The following is an 18,658-nucleotide window of genomic DNA, read 5'->3' as shown; positions in this document are numbered from 1 at the left end:
AAGGACATTTGGGAGATAACGTGCCACAAATTCGCCAGTTATGTTGGGCCAGCCTGTTGCTGGTCAGTGGTGTTGCCGGTGCGGCAAACATACGTTTGCAGGTAGATGGACTGTCGGGTGAGCTGCTGAAAAACGTTCGCGCTCAGCTCTCAACGATTGAAAGCGACGAGGTCACGCCGGATCGCCGTTTCCGTGCGCGCGTGGATGATGCCATCCGCGAAGGGCTGAAAGCCCTGGGGTACTACGAACCTAGGATTGATTTTGAGCTGAAGCCGCCGCCGGAAAAAGGGCGGCAGGTATTGATTGCGCACGTTACTGCGGGTGAACCCGTGAAAATTGGTGGCACCAGCGTGATTTTGCGCGGCGGTGCGCGCACCGATCATGATTATCTGGATTTGCTAAAGAAGCGGCCTGCGGTCGGCACCGTGCTGAATCACAGCGATTATGACGGCTTCAAAAAGGACTTAACCGGCGTCTCGCTGCGCAAAGGGTATTTCGACAGTGAATTCAAAAAGAGCCAGCTCGGGGTATCGCTCGAACGGCATCAGGCGTTCTGGGATATCGATTACGACAGCGGCGAACGTTACCGCTTTGGCAAAGTGACGTTCCAGGGTTCGCAAATTCAGGACCGTTACCTGCAAAACCTGGTGCCATTCAAAGAAGGCGACTACTACACCTCTGACGATCTGGCTGAGCTGAACCGCCGTTTGTCGGCTACGGGCTGGTTTAATTCTGTGGTGGTGGCCCCCGAGTTCGATAAAGCGCGTAAAACTAAGGTGTTACCGCTGGATGGCGTAGTTTCACCGCGCGCCCAAAATACCATTGAGACCGGGGTCGGTTACTCGACGGATGTCGGCCCTCGTCTGAAGGCCTCGTGGAACAAGCCGTGGATCAACTCCTATGGCCATAGCCTGACGTCCGATCTCAGTCTATCCGCGCCGGAACAGCAGCTCGATTTTACCTACAAAATGCCGCTGCTGAAGAACCCGCTTGAGCAGTACTACACCGTGCAGGGCGGCTTTAAGCGTACCGATCTTAACGATACCGAATCGGATTCCACCACCCTTGGCGTGTCACGCTATTGGGATCTTTCCAGCGGCTGGCAGCGCGCCATCAACCTGCGCTGGAGCCTTTCTCACTTTACTCAGGCAGACGTCACTAACACCACTATGCTGCTCTATCCGGGCGTGATGGTGAGCCGCACCCGTTCACGCGGTGGGCTGATGCCCACGTGGGGCGATTCGCAGCGTTATTCTGTGGATGTGTCGAACACCGCCTGGGGTTCGGACGTCGACTTCCTCGTTGCCCAGGCGCAGAACACCTGGATTCGTACGCTGTACGAACGCCACCGTTTCGTGGTTCGCGGCAATATCGGCTGGATTGAAACCGGCGATTTTGACAAAGTGCCGCCGGACCTGCGCTTCTTCGCCGGGGGCGACCGCAGCATTCGTGGTTACTCCTACCAGTCGATTTCCCCGAAAGATGCTAACGGCAAACTCACCGGGGCCTCGCGCCTGGCAACCGGCTCACTGGAATATCAGTACAACGTGACCGGCAAGTGGTGGGGCGCAGTGTTTGTCGACAGCGGCGAAGCGGTGAATGATTTCCGTGATAACGACTTCAAAACCGGTGCGGGCGTTGGCGTTCGCTGGCAATCGCCTGTAGGCCCGATCAAGCTTGATCTGGCGGTGCCGGTGGGCGACAAAGAAGAGCACGGTTTACAGTTCTACATCGGTCTGGGGCCTGAATTATGAGTTTATGGAAGAAAATTAGCCTCGGCGTGCTGGTCTTTATCGTTCTGCTGCTGGGCGCGGTGGCCTTTTTGGTGGGCACGACAACGGGCCTGCATCTGGTCTTTAAAGCCGCAGATCGCTGGGTGCCGGGCCTGTCGATTGGCCAGGTGACTGGCGGCTGGAGAGATCTCACCGTTAAAAATCTGCGTTATGAGCAGCCGGGCGTAGCCGTTGACGCCGGGCAGTTCCATCTGGCTGTCGAGACGAAATGCCTGTGGAACAGCAGCCTGTGCGTGAACGATCTTTCACTCAGCAACGTGAACGTGGCTATCGACAGTAAAAAAATGCCGCCGTCTGCTCCGGCACCAGAAGAGGACAGCGGCCCGCTAAACCTCTCAACGCCTTATCCCATCACCCTGAGCCGGGTGGCACTCAATCACGTCAATATCAAAATCGACGACACCACCGTGTCAGTGATGGATTTCACCTCCGGCCTGAACTGGCAGGAGAAAAACCTGACCCTGACGCCGACCTCGCTGCAGGGCTTGCTGATTGCCTTGCCGAAAGTCGCGAAAGTGGCGCAGGAACAGGTGGTTGAGCCGAAAATCGACAAGCCAAAACCGGATGAAAAACCGCTTGGCGAAACAATGAAAGATCTCTTCTCCAGGCCTGTGCTGCCGGCAATGACCGATGTGCATTTGCCGCTGAACCTCAACATCGAGGAGTTTCGCGGTGAGCAGCTTCGGTTAACGGGCGACACCGATTTGACGGTCTACAACCTGCTGCTGAAAGTCAGCAGTATCGACGGCAATATGAAGCTCGATGCACTGGACGTCGACTCCAGCCAGGGCACCGTCAACGCCACCGGGACCGCGAAATTACAGGACAACTGGCCGGTTGATTTAACCCTCAACAGCACCCTGAACATCGATCCGGTGAAGGGTGAGAAGATCAAAATGAAGATCGGCGGCGAAGTGCGGAAGCAACTCGACGTGGGGATCAATCTGTCTGGCCCTGTCGATGTGGATTTGCGGGCTCAGGCACAGCTGGCGGAAGCCGGGCTGCCATTGAATCTGGAAGTACTGAGTAAACAGGTTTACTGGCCGTTCACCGGGGAAAAGCAGTTCCAGGCGGATAACCTGAAACTGAAGCTCAGCGGCAAAATGACCGATTACACCCTCTCTTTCCGCACCGCAGTAAAAGGGCAGGGCGTGCCGCCAGCCACCGTCACGCTGGATGCCAAAGGTAACGAGCTGCAGGTGAATCTCGACAAGCTGACCATCGCGGCGCTGGAAGGTAAAACCGAGCTTAAAGCGCTGCTCGACTGGCAGAAAGCCATCAGCTGGCGCGGTGAACTGACCCTCGACGGGATCAATACCGCGAAAGAGACTCCTGAGTGGCCGGCGAAGCTGAATGGGCTCATCAAAACCAGCGGCAGCCTGTACGGCGGCAGCTGGCAGGTGGATGTGCCTGAGCTGAAACTCACTGGCAACGTGAAGCAGAACAAGGTCAACGTTGAGGGCAAGCTGTCAGGGAACAGCTATCTGCAATGGAAAATCCCAGGTCTGCATCTGGAGCTGGGTCGCAACAGCGCGGACGTGAAGGGTGAGCTCGGTGTGAAAGAGCTGAACCTGGATGCCACCATCGATGCGCCGGGTCTGGACAATGCGCTGCCAGGTCTTGGCGGCACAGCGAAAGGCTTGCTGAAGGTGCGCGGCACCGTCGATGCGCCGCAGCTGTTGGCTGATATCACCGCTCGCCACCTGCGCTGGCAGGAACTGAGCGTGGCGCAGGCCGACATTAAGGGTGACATCAAATCTACCGACCAGATTGGTGGCAACCTGGATGTGCGCGTGAACAACATCGCACAGCCTGGCGTTAACATCAGTCAGGTAATACTGTCGGCTAAAGGCGATGAGAAGCAGCACAAGCTGGAGTTGCGAATTCAGGGCGAACCGGTATCGGGTCAGCTTGATTTAGCCGGAAGCTTTGATCGTAAAGAGGTGCGCTGGAAAGGCACGCTGAGCAATACCCGCTTCCAGACGCCAGTGGGGCCGTGGTCGCTCTCTCGCGCTATCGCCCTTGATTACCGTAACAAAGAGCAGAAAATCAGCGTCGGCCCTCACTGCTGGACTAACCCGAACGCCGAGCTGTGCGTGCCGCAAACCATTGATGCGGGCGCGAGTGGGCGTGCGGTAGTGAATCTTAATCGCTTCGATTTGGCGATGCTCAAGCCGTTTATGCCGGAAGCCACCCAGGCCAGCGGCGTGTTTAGCGGTAATGCTGACGTGAGCTGGGATACCACCAAAGAAGGCCTGCCACAGGGCAAGGTGACGCTTAGCGGTCGCAACGTGAAGGTGACGCAAACCGTCAACGATGCGCCGCTACCGGTGGCGTTTGATACGCTGAATCTGAGTGCCGATTTGCACAACAACCGCGCGCTGTTGGGCTGGACAATCCGACTGACCAATAACGGTCAGATGGACGGGCAGGTTGAAGTCACCGATCCGCAAGGGCGGCGTAATCTGGGCGGCAACGTCAACATTCGCAACTTCTCGCTGGCAATGGTTAACCCGATTTTCTCTCGCGGTGAAAAAGCGACAGGTTTGCTTAATGCCAACCTGCGTCTGGGCGGCAACGTTCTGAGCCCGCAACTGTTCGGGCTGCTCGCTCTGAGCGGTCTGGATATCGATGGCAACTTCATGCCGTTTGATATGCAGCCGAGCCGTATCGCGATGAACTTCAACGGTACCCGTTCCACGCTGGATGGTGTCGTTGCGACGAAGCAAGGCCAGATAAGCCTGAGCGGGAATGCGGACTGGACGCAAATCGATAACTGGCGTGCGCAGGTGGCGGCGAAAGGCAGCCGCGTGCGAATCACTGTGCCGCCGATGGTGCGTCTGGACGTCTCACCTGATGTGGTGTTTACCGCGACGCCGAGCCTGTTCACGCTCGATGGCAACGTGGATGTGCCGTGGGCGCGAATCGTGGTTCACGATGTGCCGGAAAGTGCAGTCGGCGTGTCCAGTGACGAAGTGATGCTCGATAAAGATCTGAAACCGGTGAATCCACAGACGGCCGGTATTCCGATCAACAGCAACCTGACGATTCACGTGGGCAACAACGTGCGCCTCGATGCGTTTGGCCTCAAAGCTCGCTTAACCGGTGACCTGAAGGTAGCGCAGGACAAACAAGGGTTGGGCCTTAACGGGCAGATCAACATTCCGGAAGGGCGTTTCCATGCTTACGGTCAGGATCTGATTGTGCGCAAAGGCGTGCTACTTTTCTCAGGCCCACCGGACCAGCCGCTGCTGAATATCGAAGCTATTCGTAATCCGGAAGCGACGGAAGATAACGTCATTGCCGGTGTTCGCGTGACCGGTATGGCGGATCAACCAAAGGCCGAAATCTTCTCCGATCCCGCAATGTCGCAGCAGATGGCGCTTTCTTACCTGCTTCGTGGGCAGGGACTTGAGAGTGAAGGCAGCGATGGCGCGGCGATGACATCGGCGCTGGTCGGACTAGGGGTTGCACAAAGTGGGCAGATTGTGGGTAAAATCGGCGAGACCTTTGGCGTAAGCAATTTAGCGCTGGATACCGCGGGCGTAGGTGATTCCTCGCAAGTGGTCGTCAGCGGCTATATCATGCCGGGTCTGCAGGTGAAATACGGTGTGGGTATCTTTGACTCTTTAGCCACACTCACGTTACGCTATCGCCTGATGCCTAAGCTATATCTGGAAGCGGTGTCTGGCATAGACCAGGCACTTGATCTGCTCTATCAGTTTGAGTTTTAGCAATGCGAATATTTGTTTACGGCAGTTTACGACGCAAACAGGGCAACAGCCACTGGATGACTAACGCTCAGTGGCTGGGCGATCACAGCGTCGATAACTATCAGCTCTACAGCCTGGGCCACTATCCAGGCGCCGTTCCCGGCGAAGGAACAGTAGCAGGTGAAGTGTATCGAATCGACGCCTCGACGCTCGCCGAGCTTGATGCGCTGCGCACCAAAGGCGGTGAGTATGCACGTCATTTGATCCAGACACCGTATGGCAGCGCGTGGATGTATGTCTATCAGCGCTCGGTGGAAGGATTTACCAGGATTGACACCGGAAACTGGCTCGATAAAGACCAGTTCTGACAGGAATAACGCCACTTTCGGGTGGCGTTATTTTTTTGCGAGCAACGCAGAAGAATTTCCTGCAACGTAGTCCCGTTTTCCTCCCTTCTCCGTATCGCCACGCAGTTTTGTTCAAAATCTAAAATCTGTTCTGGCAGGTTAAAATAGAAGCGCGTAGAACATGACATCAGCTCACCAGAAGTTATACTTTGTCTAACTTCTGGAGGGGCTATGAAAATCGTCATTAAAAAATGGGGAAACAGTACCGGTATGGTCATTCCTGGCGTCGTGGTGAAAGCGCTTGGCCTGGTGCCAGGCCAGAGCATGGAGGCAGAAGTGAAAAACAATCAGCTGATTTTGACGCCCGTGGCCCGCAAGCGTTACACGCTTGAGGAATTGCTCGCGCAGTGCGATCTGGATGCGCCTAAGCGTTCGGAAGAGGAAGTCTGGGGCAAAGATAAGCCAACGGGTAACGAGGTATGGTGAAACGACCAGGCTTTGAACGGGGAGACATCGTCCTGGTGAGTTTTAACCCAGTGTCCGGAAGAGAGCAGCAGGGGGAAAGCCGGCCAGCGCTTGTTTTATCGACCCGTGCATTTAACCGGACAGGCACGGCCCTGGTGGCTCCCATAACCCAGGGCGGACACTTTGCCCGTGATGCCGGTTTTAGCGTCTCTTTAAGTGGATGCGGGACACAAACTCAGGGAGTTGTCCTGATGAATCAGGTGCGGATGATCGACCTGGAAAGCCGGGGAGCGAGAAAAATCGAAACGGCGCCGGGTGAGATTGTGGAAGACGCACTGGCAAGGCTGATGGCTATCTTAGAATGAAAAACACCGCCCGGAGGCGGTGTTTTCAAAGACAAAAAAGTCTTATTTCTTCTGAGCGCGCTCGAAGGAAGCAACGATTTCAGCTTTTGCTGCTGCGGCGCTGTCCCAGCCTTCTACTTTCACCCATTTGCCTTTCTCAAGCGCTTTGTACTGCTCGAAGAAGTGGGAGATCTGCGCTTTCAGCAGTTCTGGCAGGTCGTTCACATCTTTGATGTGATCGTACTCTTTGCTCAGTTTGGTGTGCGGTACCGCAACCAGTTTCGCATCTTCACCGGCTTCGTCGGTCATTTTCAGCACGCCAACGGGACGGCAGCGGATCACAGAACCCGGCTGCAGTGGGTACGGCGTTGGGACCAGAACGTCAACCGGGTCACCGTCCAGAGACAGAGTGTGGTTGATGTAACCGTAGTTGCACGGATAGAACATCGCGGTAGACATGAAACGGTCTACAAACAGCGCACCGGTGTCTTTGTCGATTTCGTATTTGATAGGATCTGCGTTAGCCGGAATTTCGATAACGACGTAGATATCTTCAGGCAGCTCTTTGCCCGCTGGGACGTTGAGTAAGCTCATGTCTGATTCCTTTAAAATGTAGGTCAATCAAGTGCCCGGTATTATAGCCAACTCACTGTAAATGTCTTCGCTTCTTTTCAGCGACCGCCCACGTCTGCGCTGATTTTCAGAGCCTTTAACCAGGTGAAAAATCCATAAACATAGCTGCTTCCTCGATACGTTTGTGGAAGCGCTTACAATTTGTGAATTCTCTTTTTGGAAGTGTGATGTAACGCATCCCGTTACATTTCCCATTGTCTATAGTTTTTCGGCAGATGTCGCTTTTACCAACAATAACCCGAAGAGGATACCCTTATGTGGAAGCGCTTACTTCTTGTCTCCGCTGTTTCCGCAGCTATGTCGTCTATGGCGATGGCTGCCCCTTTAACCGTAGGATTTTCGCAGGTCGGATCGGAGTCCGGTTGGCGTGCTGCCGAAACCAGCGTGGCGAAAAGTGAAGCTGAAAAACGCGGTATCACCCTGAAAATTGCCGATGGTCAGCAAAAACAGGAAAACCAAATCAAAGCGGTACGTTCGTTTATCGCTCAGGGCGTGGACGCTATCTTCATCGCACCAGTCGTGGCAACAGGCTGGGAGCCGGTGCTGAAAGAAGCTAAACAGGCGAAGATCCCCGTGTTCCTGCTTGACCGTTCCATCGACGTCAAAGACAAATCGCTCTACATGACCACCGTGACCGCCGACAATATCCTCGAAGGGAAACTCATCGGCGACTGGCTGGTGAAAACCGAAGCGGGCAAACCGTGTAACGTGGTTGAGCTGCAAGGCACCGTGGGCGCAAGCGTCGCCATTGACCGTAAAAAAGGCTTTGCAGAAGCGATCGCCAAAGCGCCAAACATCAAAATCATCCGTTCTCAGTCCGGTGACTTTACCCGCAGTAAAGGGAAAGAAGTCATGGAGAGCTTTATCAAAGCGGAAAACAACGGCAAGAACATCTGCATGGTTTACGCCCATAACGATGACATGGCTATCGGGGCCATTCAGGCCATCAAAGAAGCCGGTCTGAAGCCGGGCAAAGACATCCTGACAGGCTCCATCGACGGCGTGCCGGATATCTATAAAGCGATGCTGGCCGATGAAGCGAATGCCAACGTCGAGCTGACGCCAAACATGGCAGGCCCGGCCTTTGACGCACTCGAGAAGTTCAAGAAAGACGGCACGATGCCGCCGAAGCTGACGCTGACCCACTCACAGCTTTATCTGAAAGACAGCGCTCAGGCGCAGCTCGATAAGAAAAAAGATATGGGTTACTGATGTATGACCCCTCACCCTGGCCCTCTCCCCTGAGGGGAGAGGGGATGGACGGGTGTTCTCCCTCTCCCTTTTAGGGAGAGGGTCGGGGTGAGGGTGATTTTTAGGGGCTGACAATGACCGATGCAATCCACAAGCAGGACATTTTGCGCACGGAAGGCCTGAGCAAATTTTTCCCCGGCGTAAAAGCGCTGGATAACGTTGACTTCAGCCTGCGTCGTGGTGAAATCATGGCGCTTCTCGGCGAAAATGGCGCCGGAAAATCGACCCTCATTAAAGCCCTGACCGGTGTCTATCACGCCGATCGCGGCACCATCTGGCTGGAAGACCAGCCCATCTCCCCGAAAAACACCGCGCATGCTCAACAGTTGGGCATTGGGACGGTGTATCAGGAAGTGAACCTGCTGCCGAATATGTCGGTGGCGGATAACTTGTTTATCGGCCGTGAGCCGCGCAGGTTCGGCCTGATACAACGTAAGGAGATGGAAAAGCGTGCCACTGAGTTGATGGCCTCGTACGGCTTTTCGCTGGACGTGCGCGAGCCGCTGAACCGCTTCTCTGTGGCGATGCAGCAAATTGTCGCCATCTGCCGTGCCATCGATCTCTCCGCCAAAGTCCTGATCCTCGATGAACCCACCGCGAGTCTCGACACCCAGGAGGTGGAGATGCTCTTCACCCTGATGCGCCAGCTGCGCGATCAGGGCGTCAGTCTGATCTTCGTTACCCATTTTCTCGATCAGGTTTATCAGGTCAGCGACAGGATCACCGTCTTGCGTAACGGCGGCTTTGTCGGCTGCCGGGAAACCAAAGCGCTGCCGCAGATAGAACTGGTCAAAATGATGCTGGGCCGCGAGCTGGACAACAATGCGTTGCAACGCGCAGGCCGTACGTTGCTGAGCGACAAACCCGTCGCTGCGTTCAAAGGTTACGGCAAGAAAGGCGTCATCGAGCCATTCGATTTGCAGGTAAGACCTGGTGAAATTGTGGGGCTTGCCGGGCTGCTCGGTTCCGGGCGTACTGAAACCGCAGAGGTTATCTTCGGGATCAAACCCTCAGACAGCGGCAGCGCGGAGATCAAAGGCAAGCCGCAGACGCTGCGCTCGCCGCATCAGGCTTCTTGTCTGGGCATTGGCTTCTGCCCGGAAGACAGGAAAACAGACGGGATTATCGCCGCCGCCTCGGTGCGCGAGAATATCATTCTGGCGCTACAGGCTCAGCGTGGCTGGCTGCGGCCCATCCCTCGGCGTGAACAAAATGAGATTGCCGAGCGGTTTATACGCCAGCTTGGCATTCGCACGCCGAGTGCCGAACAGCCGATTGAGTTTCTTTCCGGCGGCAATCAGCAAAAAGTGTTGCTGTCCCGCTGGCTGCTGACTCGACCACAGTTCCTGATCCTCGACGAACCGACCCGAGGCATTGATGTGGGTGCGCATGCGGAAATTATTCGCCTCATCGAAACGCTTTGCGCTGATGGCCTGGCGCTGTTGGTTATCTCCTCTGAGCTTGAAGAATTAGTAGGTTATGCCGATCGGGTGATCATCCTGCGCGATCGTAAACAGGTGGCAGAGATCCCGCTGGATGCGCTGTCCGTTCCGGCGATCATGAATGCTATTGCGGCATAAGGGGTAAGCAGTGATGCCACAATCCGTTCCTCAAACCACCCCGCCGAAACGCCGCTTTCGCTGGCCGACGGGGATGCCGCAAATAGCGGCGTTGATTTTAGTTCTGCTGGTCGACAGCCTCGTCGCGCCCCACTTTTTCCAGGTGGTGTTACAGGACGGGCGCTTGTTCGGCAGCCCCATCGACATTCTTAACCGCGCGGCACCTGTGGCGCTGCTGGCGATTGGGATGACGCTGGTGATTGCTACCGGTGGCATTGATTTGTCCGTGGGCGCAGTGATGGCGATTTCCGGCGCCACGGCGGCTTCAATGATTGTGTCCGGGCACAGTTTGCCTGTTGTGCTGCTGGCGGCGTTAGGCACGGGCGTGCTGGCAGGGCTGTGGAACGGCATTCTGGTGGCGATCCTCAAGATCCAACCGTTTGTCGCGACGCTGATCCTGATGGTCGCCGGGCGAGGCGTGGCGCAGCTGATCACCTCCGGGCAGATCGTCACCTTTGATTCCCCGTCTTTAGCCTGGATTGGCAGCGGCAAGCTACTGCTGTTTCCAACGCCGGTGATCATCGCCCTGGTCACGTTGATCGTGTTCTGGCTCTTTACGCGTAAAACGGCGTTGGGGATGTTTATCGAAGCCGTTGGCATCAACATCCGCGCGGCGAAAAACGCCGGGGTGAACACACGTATTGTCGTCATGCTGACTTATGTGCTGAGTGGCGTTTGTGCGGCGATTGCCGGGGTGATTGTGGCCGCCGACATTCGCGGTGCGGACGCCAACAACGCAGGATTATGGCTGGAGCTGGATGCGATTCTGGCGGTGGTGATCGGCGGCGGTTCACTGATGGGTGGGCGTTTCAACCTGCTGCTGTCGGTGATTGGCGCGCTGATTATTCAGGGCATGAACACCGGGATTCTGTTATCCGGGTTCCAGCCGGAGCTCAATCAGGTGGTGAAAGCGGTGGTGGTGATGTGCGTGCTGATTGTCCAGTCTCCGCGTTTTATCAGCTTACTGAAAGGAGTGCGCGGCCATGATAAAACGTAATCTGCCGCTGATGATCACCCTCGGGGTGTTTATCCTCGGTTACCTCTACTGCCTGACGCAGTTTCCGGGCTTCGCCTCCACTCGCGTCATCTGCAACATTCTGACCGATAACGCTTTTCTGGGGATTATCGCCGTCGGCATGACTTTTGTGATCCTCTCCGGCGGGATCGATCTCTCAGTCGGCTCGGTGATCGCCTTCACCGGCGTGTTCCTGGCGAAAGCGATCGGCTTCTGGGGGATGTCTCCGCTGGTGGCATTTCCGTTGGTGTTGCTGATGGGCTGCGCGTTCGGCGCGTTTATGGGGCTGCTTATCGATGCCCTGAAAATCCCTGCTTTTATCATTACCCTCGCGGGCATGTTCTTCCTGCGCGGCGTGAGCTATCTCGTTTCGGAAGAGTCGATTCCGATTAACCACCCGCTGTACGACAAGCTTTCGGATATGGCGTGGATGATCCCCGGCGGCGGGCGTCTGAGTGCCATGGGAGTGCTGATGCTGCTGGTGGTCGTGGCGGGGATGTTTATGGCTCACCGTACTCGCTTTGGTAATCAGGTTTACGCCATCGGCGGCAGCGCGATTTCAGCTAACCTGATGGGGATTTCCACCCGTAGCACCACGGTCCGCATTTACATGCTTTCAACGGGCCTGGCGACGCTGGCGGGTATTGTGTTCTCGATTTACACCCAGGCGGGTTATGCGCTGGCGGGTGTGGGCGTTGAGCTGGACGCGATTGCTTCGGTGGTCATCGGCGGTACGTTGCTGAGCGGCGGCGTGGGAACTGTTTTGGGCACGCTGTTTGGCGTGGGCATTCAGGGGCTGATCCAGACCTACATCAACTTCGACGGCACGCTCAGTTCCTGGTGGACCAAAATCGCCATCGGCATCCTGCTGTTCATCTTTATTGCCCTACAACGTGGGCTGACTGTGCTTTGGGAGAACCGTCAGAGTTCGCCGGTGACGCGCGTGGCTCCGGCAATAACAAAGCAATAACATACTGAATTTATTCATAACCCTAAAGTCTTTCCGGTAGCCGCCGATACTTTTTGTTTACGCCAAAAAGTCACTTTGCTACCGGGAATGACATCATGCTGAAAATGCTTTCAATCCGTACCGGCCTGCTTTCTCTACTGGCCGTGATGACCCTGCTTCTGCTGCTCGTCAGCGGCATCGGAATCTACGCTCTCACCAAAAGTTCCTCCTCTTTATCACGCATTAATCATCTCCAGGGCGAGCAGCTTGTGCAGCTCAATAAGGGCTACACGCTTATCCTGCGCGCGCGCAACGAAGCCGGCCAGGCTGTACGTCTGATGGAAATCGGCATGCTTGATGATGCGGCGAAATCGGTGCAGACCATCAACCGTGAAGTCACCACCGCGCAAAAGACGCTGGCGAATGTGATGGCCTCAAACATCGACGATCCTGAGGGGGAACAGCTGCTGGCGAAAGTGGCAAAAAGCTATGCCGCCTACAATCAGCAAGGTATTACCCCGATGCTGGCAGCACTGAATCAGCAAAGCGCAGACAGCTACTACGATCTGCTGGAAAATCACCTGATCCCGGTTTCCCGTCAGTTCGACAACGACATGCAGGCGTTCCAGAGCTGGGTCGACGCGCGCGGCCAGGCGGAAGTTAAAGTCGTTCACGCGAGCAAAAATCGGGTGATGACGCTGATGTTTATCGCCATGCTGCTGACCATTGGCGCGATCGTGCTGGCGTGGCTGGCGCTGCGCCATATGCTGCTCAAACCGCTGAATAAAGCGATTGTCCAGCTGGAGCAAGTCGCTGCGGGCAATCTGACTCACAGCGACAACCCGCCAGTCAGTCTCGAAATTACTCGCCTCAACGCGGCTATCAGCGAAATGCGCCAGTCGCTGATGGATTCCGTGCTGCGCGTTCGCGATGCCAGTTCGCAAATTGATATCGGTAGCCGTGAGCTGACCGCAGGCAACAACAACCTCGCGCAACGAACGGAATCTACCGCGACTTCGCTGGAGCAAACCGCTGCCAGCATGGAGCAGATCACCGCTACCGTGAAACAGAACGCCGATAACGCAGAGCAAGCGCATCAGCTGGCTAAAACCGTGTCCGATACAGCCGACCGCGGCAGCGAAATGGTGTGCTATGTCATCGAGAAAATGCGCGATATCTCCGGCAGCTCCAGCCGCATCGGCGACATTCTCAGCGTCATCGACGGCATCGCCTTTCAGACCAATATTCTGGCGCTGAACGCCTCTGTCGAAGCCGCTCGCGCCGGTGAGCAAGGTCGAGGCTTTGCGGTGGTTGCGGGTGAAGTGCGTAATCTGGCAAGCCGCAGTGCTGACGCCGCGAAAGAGATTCGCACGTTGATTAGTGACTCTCAGACTCACGTCAGCGAAGGCAGTGACCTTGCACAGCAGGCCGGGGAAACCATGGATGAAATCGCGTCCGAAGTGATGCGCATGACCAAACTGATGCGTGAAATCGCCAGCGCTTCGCAAGAGCAAAGCCGGGGGATTGAGCAGGTCAATATTGCGGTGAGTCAGATGGATGAAACCGCGCAGCAAAATGCGGCGCTGGTGCAGCAGTCTTCAGCGGCAACGCGTTCACTGGAAGAGCAGTCTCGTGAGCTGATGGAGGCGATGGCTTCGTTCCGATTGCAGAATCAGGCTGCTTGAGTTTTGAGGGAACCCCTCTCCCTAACCCTCTCCCGTGGGGAGAGGGAACTGTTGGGTGCGGTTTTTGACTTTCTCCCTCTCCACCAACAAGGAGTACTTGTTTTATCTCCCTCTCCCTTTGGGAGAGGGCAGGGGAGAGGGGCGCGCTCAGGCCTGATTACGCGTCCGGGAACTCACGCATAAAGCGCTCAAGGTCATCGACCATGTGTTCGGTGCCGACAAAGAACGGACGGCGCTGGTGCAGCGTTTCCGGCACGATATCCAGAATACGTTCTTCCCCGTCGCTGGCCTTGCCACCGGCCTGTTCTGCAAGGAACGCCATTGGGTTGCATTCATACAGCAGGCGCAGTTTGCCCTGCGGGTGGCTGGCGGTGCTTGGGTAGAGGTAAATCCCGCCTTTCAGCAGGTTACGGTGGAAATCGGCCACCAGTGAGCCAATGTAGCGTGAGGTATAAGGGCGCTGGGTGAGCTTATCTTCTTCCTGGCAGAACTTGAGGTACTTCTTCACGCCCTGCGGGAATTTGATGTAGTTGCCTTCGTTAATGGAGTAAGTATTGCCTTTTTCCGGGAAGCGCATGCGCTCCTGGCACAGGCAGAATACGCCGAGAGAAGGATCGTAAGTAAAGGCATGAACGCCACAACCGGTGGTGTAAACCAGCATGGTTGAAGAGCCATATACCACGTAACCGGCAGCGACCTGGCGGTTACCAGGCTGGAGGAAATCTTCTTCTGTGACCGGCGTACCGACTGGCGTCACGCGGCGGTAGATAGAGAAAATCGTCCCCACAGAAACGTTAACGTCGATGTTGGACGAGCCATCCAGCGGATCCATCAGCACCACATATTTCGCGTGCTCGCAGCCCTCAAAGACGACAATTTCATCTTCTTCTTCGGAAGCAATGCCCGCCACAATGTCGCGTGCGCGAAGGGCTGCTTTTAGCTTTTCATTGGCGAACAGATCCAGCTTCTGCTGGGTTTCGCCCTGAATATTCTCAGCACCGCTGGCACCCAGGATATCGACCAGTCCGGCCTTGTTGATATCGCGGTGGATGATCTTGGCGCCCAGCTTTATTGCCGACAGTAAAGCCGTGAGCTCACCGGTCGCGTGAGAGAACTCATGCTGCTTTTCGACAATAAATTCACCTAACGTTTTCATAACACTTTCCCTGCATGTGAGGTTGAGTAAAGCGGTTGATGTCCAACAACCTTAACAAATATTCAAATAATCGCGTACAGGTGAATCGCGCCAGCAAAGTACGGAATTAACCGAAATGCGTTTCTCACTCCTCCCACAAGAGGGTAAAATACGCGGCTGATGAAAGAGGAACAGTGACGTATGCGCATTCATATTTTGGGTATTTGTGGCACTTTTATGGGCGGACTGGCTATGCTGGCTCGTTCCCTTGGCCACGAAGTGACCGGTTCGGACGCCAACGTGTATCCGCCGATGAGCACGCTGCTTGAAGAGCAGGGTATTGATTTGATTCAGGGTTATGACGCGAGCCAGCTTGAGCCGCAGCCAGACCTGGTGATCATCGGTAACGCCATGACTCGCGGGAATCCGTGTGTTGAAGCGGTGCTGGAAAAAAACATTCCGTTCATGTCCGGCCCGCAGTGGCTGCATGATTTCGTGCTGCGCGATCGTTGGGTTGTGGCTGTGGCGGGCACGCACGGCAAAACCACCACCGCTGGCATGGCGACCTGGATTCTGGAAGCCTGCGGCTACAAACCTGGCTTTGTGATCGGCGGCGTACCGGGCAACTTCGAGGTTTCTGCGCGCCTGGGTGACAGCCCGTTCTTCGTGATTGAAGCCGATGAATATGACTGCGCCTTCTTCGACAAACGCTCCAAGTTTGTGCATTACTGCCCGCGCACGCTGATCCTCAATAACCTTGAGTTTGACCACGCGGATATCTTTGACGATCTGAAAGCTATTCAGAAGCAGTTCCACCATCTGGTGCGCATCGTGCCGGGTCAGGGTCGTATTATTGCGCCTGAAAACGACATCAACCTGAAGCAAACGCTGGCGATGGGCTGCTGGAGCGAGCAGGAGCTGGTGGGCGAACAGGGCCACTGGCAGGCGAAGAAAATCAGCACTGACGCCTCTGAGTGGGAAGTGTGGCTGGACGGTGAGCAAGTCGGGCAGGTGAAGTGGAACCTGGTGGGTGAGCACAACATGCATAACGGCCTGATGGCGATTGCGGCTGCGCGTCACGTGGGGGTTAAACCTGCTGATGCCGCAGAAGCGCTGGGCTCGTTTGTGAACGCGCGTCGCCGTCTGGAACTGCGCGGTGAGGCCAACGGCGTCACTGTTTATGATGATTTCGCTCATCACCCCACGGCGATCCTTGCCACATTGCAGGCGCTGCGCGGCAAAGTGGGCGGAACGGCTCGCATTCTTGCGGTGCTGGAACCGCGTTCGAACACCATGAAAATGGGCGTATGTAAAGACGACCTCGCGCCGTCACTGGGCCGCGCCGATGAAGTCTTCCTGCTGCAACCGCCGCACATTCCATGGCAGGTTGCTGAAGTGGCGGAAGCCTGCATTCAGCCAGCCCATTTCAGTGCTGACGTCGATACGCTGACGGATATGATCGTGAAATCGGCCCAGCCGGGCGATCACATTCTGGTCATGAGCAACGGTGGGTTCGGTGGGATTCACCAGAAACTGCTGGATGCGTTGGCGAAGAAAGCGGAAGCGGTAGAGTAAAACAGTGCCCGGTGGCGGCAACGCCTTACCGGGCCTACAAGCCGGGCCGACTGATTTTGTAGGCCGGGCCAACGCAGTGCCGCCCGGCAATGACGCAAAACTTACCCTTCGTTCTCTGCCAGTTCGCGCAGATACTGGAAAATCAGGCGATAAGATTTCGGCGGCTTATTGCCTTCTTTCTCTTTTTTGGCGTTGCGGATAAGCGAGCGTAACTGCTGACGATCGGCGTCAGGCCACAGTTTCAGCACGTCGGCAACGGCATCATCCCCTTCATCAACCAGACGATCGCGCAGTTGTTCCAGTTTATGGAACAATGAAACCTGTTGGTTGTGGCGGTTCTTCAGCTTGTCGAGCGCCTGGCGAATCGGGTCTACATCGCGCTGGCGCAGCATTTTGCCGATCAGCTGCAGCTGGCGGCGGCGGCCTTCTTTCTTGATCTTCTGCGCCAGTTCAATGGCGGCACGCAGATCCTCATCGAGCGGGATTTTATCCAGCGCGTTCTTACCAAGTTCTACGATTTCGGCTCCGAGATCTTTTAACTCCTCGGCGTCGCGTTTAATTTCACTTTTGCTGACCCAGATGATTTCATCATCATCGTCGTTCTCGTCATCACCGGGCACGTCGTCGAGCCAGTCTTCGGGCTGCTTTGTCATCTCAGGCTCCTAAAAAAAGAGATACATGTTATCAGTTAAGAAGCGCACTGAAAAACGGTTCTCTGTTAGACTTCACTAAACTCCTTTCTACATTATGGCATTAGCGATGAAAGTCATCACACAGGTTGCAGAACAGCGTAAAGCATTAGAAAAAGCCGTCTCTACCGCGCTGGAGCTGGCTGCGGGCAAGTCTGACGGTGCGGAAGTTGGCGTCTCGAAGACCACCGGGATCAGCGTCAGCACCCGCTACGGTGAAGTGGAAAACGTGGAATTTAACAGCGACGGTGCCCTGGGGATCACGGTTTACCACCAGAACCGCAAAGGCAGCGCGTCGACCACAGATTTAAGCCCGGACGCCGTGGCTCGTACCGTACAAGCTGCACTGGATATCGCACGCTATACCTCGCCAGACCCGTATGCGGGCGTGGCGGAAAAAGATCTGCTGGCGTTTGACGCGCCGGATCTCGACCTGTTCCATCCGGCAGAAGTCACGCCGGATGAAGCCATTGAGCTGGCGGCGCGTGCGGAACAAGCGGCGCTGAAAGCCGACAAACGCATCACCAATACCGAAGGCGGCAGCTTCAACAGCCACTACGGCATTCGCGTCTTCGGCAACAGCCACGGCATGCTGCAAAGCTACTGCTCCAGCCGTCACTCGCTTTCCAGCAGCGTCATTGCGGAAGAAAACGGCGATATGGAACGTGATTACGCATACACCATCGGTCGCGCCCTGAGCGACCTGGACTCGCCGGAATCTGTTGGCGCAGACTGCGCACAACGCACGCTTTCTCGTCTTTCGCCACGCAAGCTTTCCACCATGAAAGCGCCGGTGATTTTTGCCAATGAAGTGGCGACCGGGCTGTTTGGTCATCTGGTGGGCGCGATTGCAGGTGGCGCGGTTTATCGTAAATCCACCTTCCTGCTCGACTCGCTCGGCAAACAAATTCTGCCGGAATGGCTGACCATTGAAGAGCATCCGCACCTGCTAAAAGGGCTGGCCTCCACGCCGTTTGACAGCGAAGGTGTGCGCACTGAACGCCGTGACATCATCAAAGACGGCATTCTGACTCAATGGCTGCTGACCAACTATTCTGCACGCAAGCTGGGGCTGAAAAGTACCGGGCATGCGGGCGGCATCCATAACTGGCGCATTCCTGGTCGTGGCCTCAGCTTTGAAAAGTTACTAAAAGAGATGAATACAGGCCTTGTCGTCACTGAGTTGATGGGGCAGGGTGTGAGTGCTGTCACGGGCGATTACTCTCGTGGTGCGTCAGGTTTCTGGGTCGAAAATGGCGAAATCCAGTATCCGGTGAGTGAAATCACCATCGCCGGAAATCTGAAAGAGATGTGGCGTAATATCGTGACCGTGGCCGACGATATCGAAACGCGCAGCAACATTCAGTGCGGTTCCGTGCTGCTGCCAGAGATGAAAATCGCCGGTCAGTAATGTGTGTTCTCATGGTGGCGCGGTCGAGCGCCAC

15 protein-coding genes are annotated in these 18,658 nt (G+C 55.8%); 12 read left to right on the top strand and 3 right to left on the bottom strand.

Features of this window, described 5'->3' with window-relative positions:
• Positions 1-20: 20 nt before the first annotated feature.
• The 5 genes from tamA to ACRCWW_RS18460 all read left to right on the top strand — a co-directional run bounded on the left by tamA (position 21) and on the right by ACRCWW_RS18460 (position 6,683).
• Positions 21-1,754 (top strand): autotransporter assembly complex protein TamA, encoded by a 1,734-nt coding sequence (gene tamA / locus ACRCWW_RS18480; protein WP_438683689.1) that lies wholly within the window; start codon positions 21-23, stop codon positions 1,752-1,754.
• The gene (gene tamB / locus ACRCWW_RS18475) at positions 1,751-5,527 is read left to right on the top strand and encodes an autotransporter assembly complex protein TamB (protein ID WP_438683688.1); all 3,777 of its coding nucleotides are present in this window, start codon (positions 1,751-1,753) and stop codon (positions 5,525-5,527) included. The genes tamA and tamB overlap by 4 nt, the downstream gene beginning before the upstream one ends.
• A gap of 2 nt (positions 5,528-5,529) precedes the next feature.
• On the top strand, positions 5,530-5,874 hold the full coding sequence (locus tag ACRCWW_RS18470; protein ID WP_404659178.1) for a gamma-glutamylcyclotransferase family protein: 345 nt from the start codon (positions 5,530-5,532) through the stop codon (positions 5,872-5,874).
• 210 nt (positions 5,875-6,084) lie between these two features.
• The gene (locus ACRCWW_RS18465) at positions 6,085-6,339 is read left to right on the top strand and encodes an AbrB/MazE/SpoVT family DNA-binding domain-containing protein (protein WP_438683687.1); all 255 of its coding nucleotides are present in this window, start codon (positions 6,085-6,087) and stop codon (positions 6,337-6,339) included.
• Positions 6,333-6,683, top strand: coding sequence for a type II toxin-antitoxin system ChpB family toxin (locus tag ACRCWW_RS18460; protein ID WP_438683686.1), 351 nt, complete (start codon positions 6,333-6,335; stop codon positions 6,681-6,683). The genes ACRCWW_RS18465 and ACRCWW_RS18460 overlap by 7 nt, the downstream gene beginning before the upstream one ends.
• A 42-nt stretch (positions 6,684-6,725) precedes the next feature.
• On the opposite strand, the gene ppa is transcribed toward ACRCWW_RS18460, so the two are convergent.
• On the bottom strand, positions 6,726-7,256 hold the full coding sequence (gene ppa / locus ACRCWW_RS18455; protein WP_438683685.1) for an inorganic diphosphatase: 531 nt from the start codon (positions 7,254-7,256) through the stop codon (positions 6,726-6,728).
• A 294-nt stretch (positions 7,257-7,550) separates the two neighbouring features.
• Here ppa and ytfQ point away from each other — a divergent pair, with 294 nt between their 5' ends.
• The 5 genes from ytfQ (at position 7,551) to ACRCWW_RS18430 (ending at position 13,814) form a co-directional block, all read left to right on the top strand.
• Positions 7,551-8,507: a galactofuranose ABC transporter, galactofuranose-binding protein YtfQ gene (gene ytfQ, locus ACRCWW_RS18450; protein WP_438683684.1), complete on the top strand. Its 957-nt coding sequence runs from the start codon at positions 7,551-7,553 to the stop codon at positions 8,505-8,507.
• 113 nt (positions 8,508-8,620) lie between these two features.
• Positions 8,621-10,126, top strand: coding sequence for a galactofuranose ABC transporter, ATP-binding protein YtfR (gene ytfR / locus ACRCWW_RS18445; protein ID WP_438683683.1), 1,506 nt, complete (start codon positions 8,621-8,623; stop codon positions 10,124-10,126).
• A 13-nt stretch (positions 10,127-10,139) separates the two neighbouring features.
• Positions 10,140-11,162, top strand: coding sequence for a galactofuranose ABC transporter, ATP-binding protein YtfT (ytfT, locus tag ACRCWW_RS18440; RefSeq protein ID WP_438683706.1), 1,023 nt, complete (start codon positions 10,140-10,142; stop codon positions 11,160-11,162).
• A complete protein-coding gene (gene yjfF / locus ACRCWW_RS18435; protein ID WP_404659183.1) occupies positions 11,149-12,150 on the top strand; it encodes a galactofuranose ABC transporter, permease protein YjfF in 1,002 nt (333 codons plus the stop codon). Before ytfT ends, yjfF begins: the two co-directional genes overlap by 14 nt.
• 95 nt (positions 12,151-12,245) lie before the next feature.
• A complete protein-coding gene (locus ACRCWW_RS18430; protein ID WP_438683682.1) occupies positions 12,246-13,814 on the top strand; it encodes a methyl-accepting chemotaxis protein in 1,569 nt (522 codons plus the stop codon).
• Positions 13,815-13,971: 157 nt separating this feature from the next.
• On the opposite strand, the gene fbp is transcribed toward ACRCWW_RS18430, so the two are convergent.
• Positions 13,972-14,970 (bottom strand): class 1 fructose-bisphosphatase, encoded by a 999-nt coding sequence (fbp, locus tag ACRCWW_RS18425; protein WP_438683681.1) that lies wholly within the window; start codon positions 14,968-14,970, stop codon positions 13,972-13,974.
• Between the two features lie 180 nt (positions 14,971-15,150).
• Here fbp and mpl point away from each other — a divergent pair, with 180 nt between their 5' ends.
• Entirely contained in the window at positions 15,151-16,524 is a 1,374-nt protein-coding gene (gene mpl, locus ACRCWW_RS18420) for a UDP-N-acetylmuramate:L-alanyl-gamma-D-glutamyl-meso-diaminopimelate ligase (protein WP_438683680.1), read from the top strand.
• Positions 16,525-16,625: 101 nt separating this feature from the next.
• Here the strand turns inward: mpl and yjgA are convergent, their stop codons facing one another.
• Entirely contained in the window at positions 16,626-17,177 is a 552-nt protein-coding gene (yjgA, locus tag ACRCWW_RS18415) for a ribosome biogenesis factor YjgA (RefSeq protein WP_438683679.1), read from the bottom strand.
• Between the two features lie 94 nt (positions 17,178-17,271).
• Between yjgA and pmbA the strand changes: the two genes are divergently transcribed.
• Positions 17,272-18,624 (top strand): metalloprotease PmbA, encoded by a 1,353-nt coding sequence (gene pmbA, locus ACRCWW_RS18410; RefSeq protein WP_438683678.1) that lies wholly within the window; start codon positions 17,272-17,274, stop codon positions 18,622-18,624.
• Positions 18,625-18,658: the final 34 nt, after the last annotated feature.

It is taken from the genome of Scandinavium sp. (assembly GCF_051650185.1).
In the GTDB taxonomy this organism is placed as follows: Bacteria; Pseudomonadota; Gammaproteobacteria; order Enterobacterales; family Enterobacteriaceae; genus Scandinavium.
Note: the sequence above shows the minus strand (reverse complement) of the source record. Positions and strands in the feature narration are given on the sequence as shown.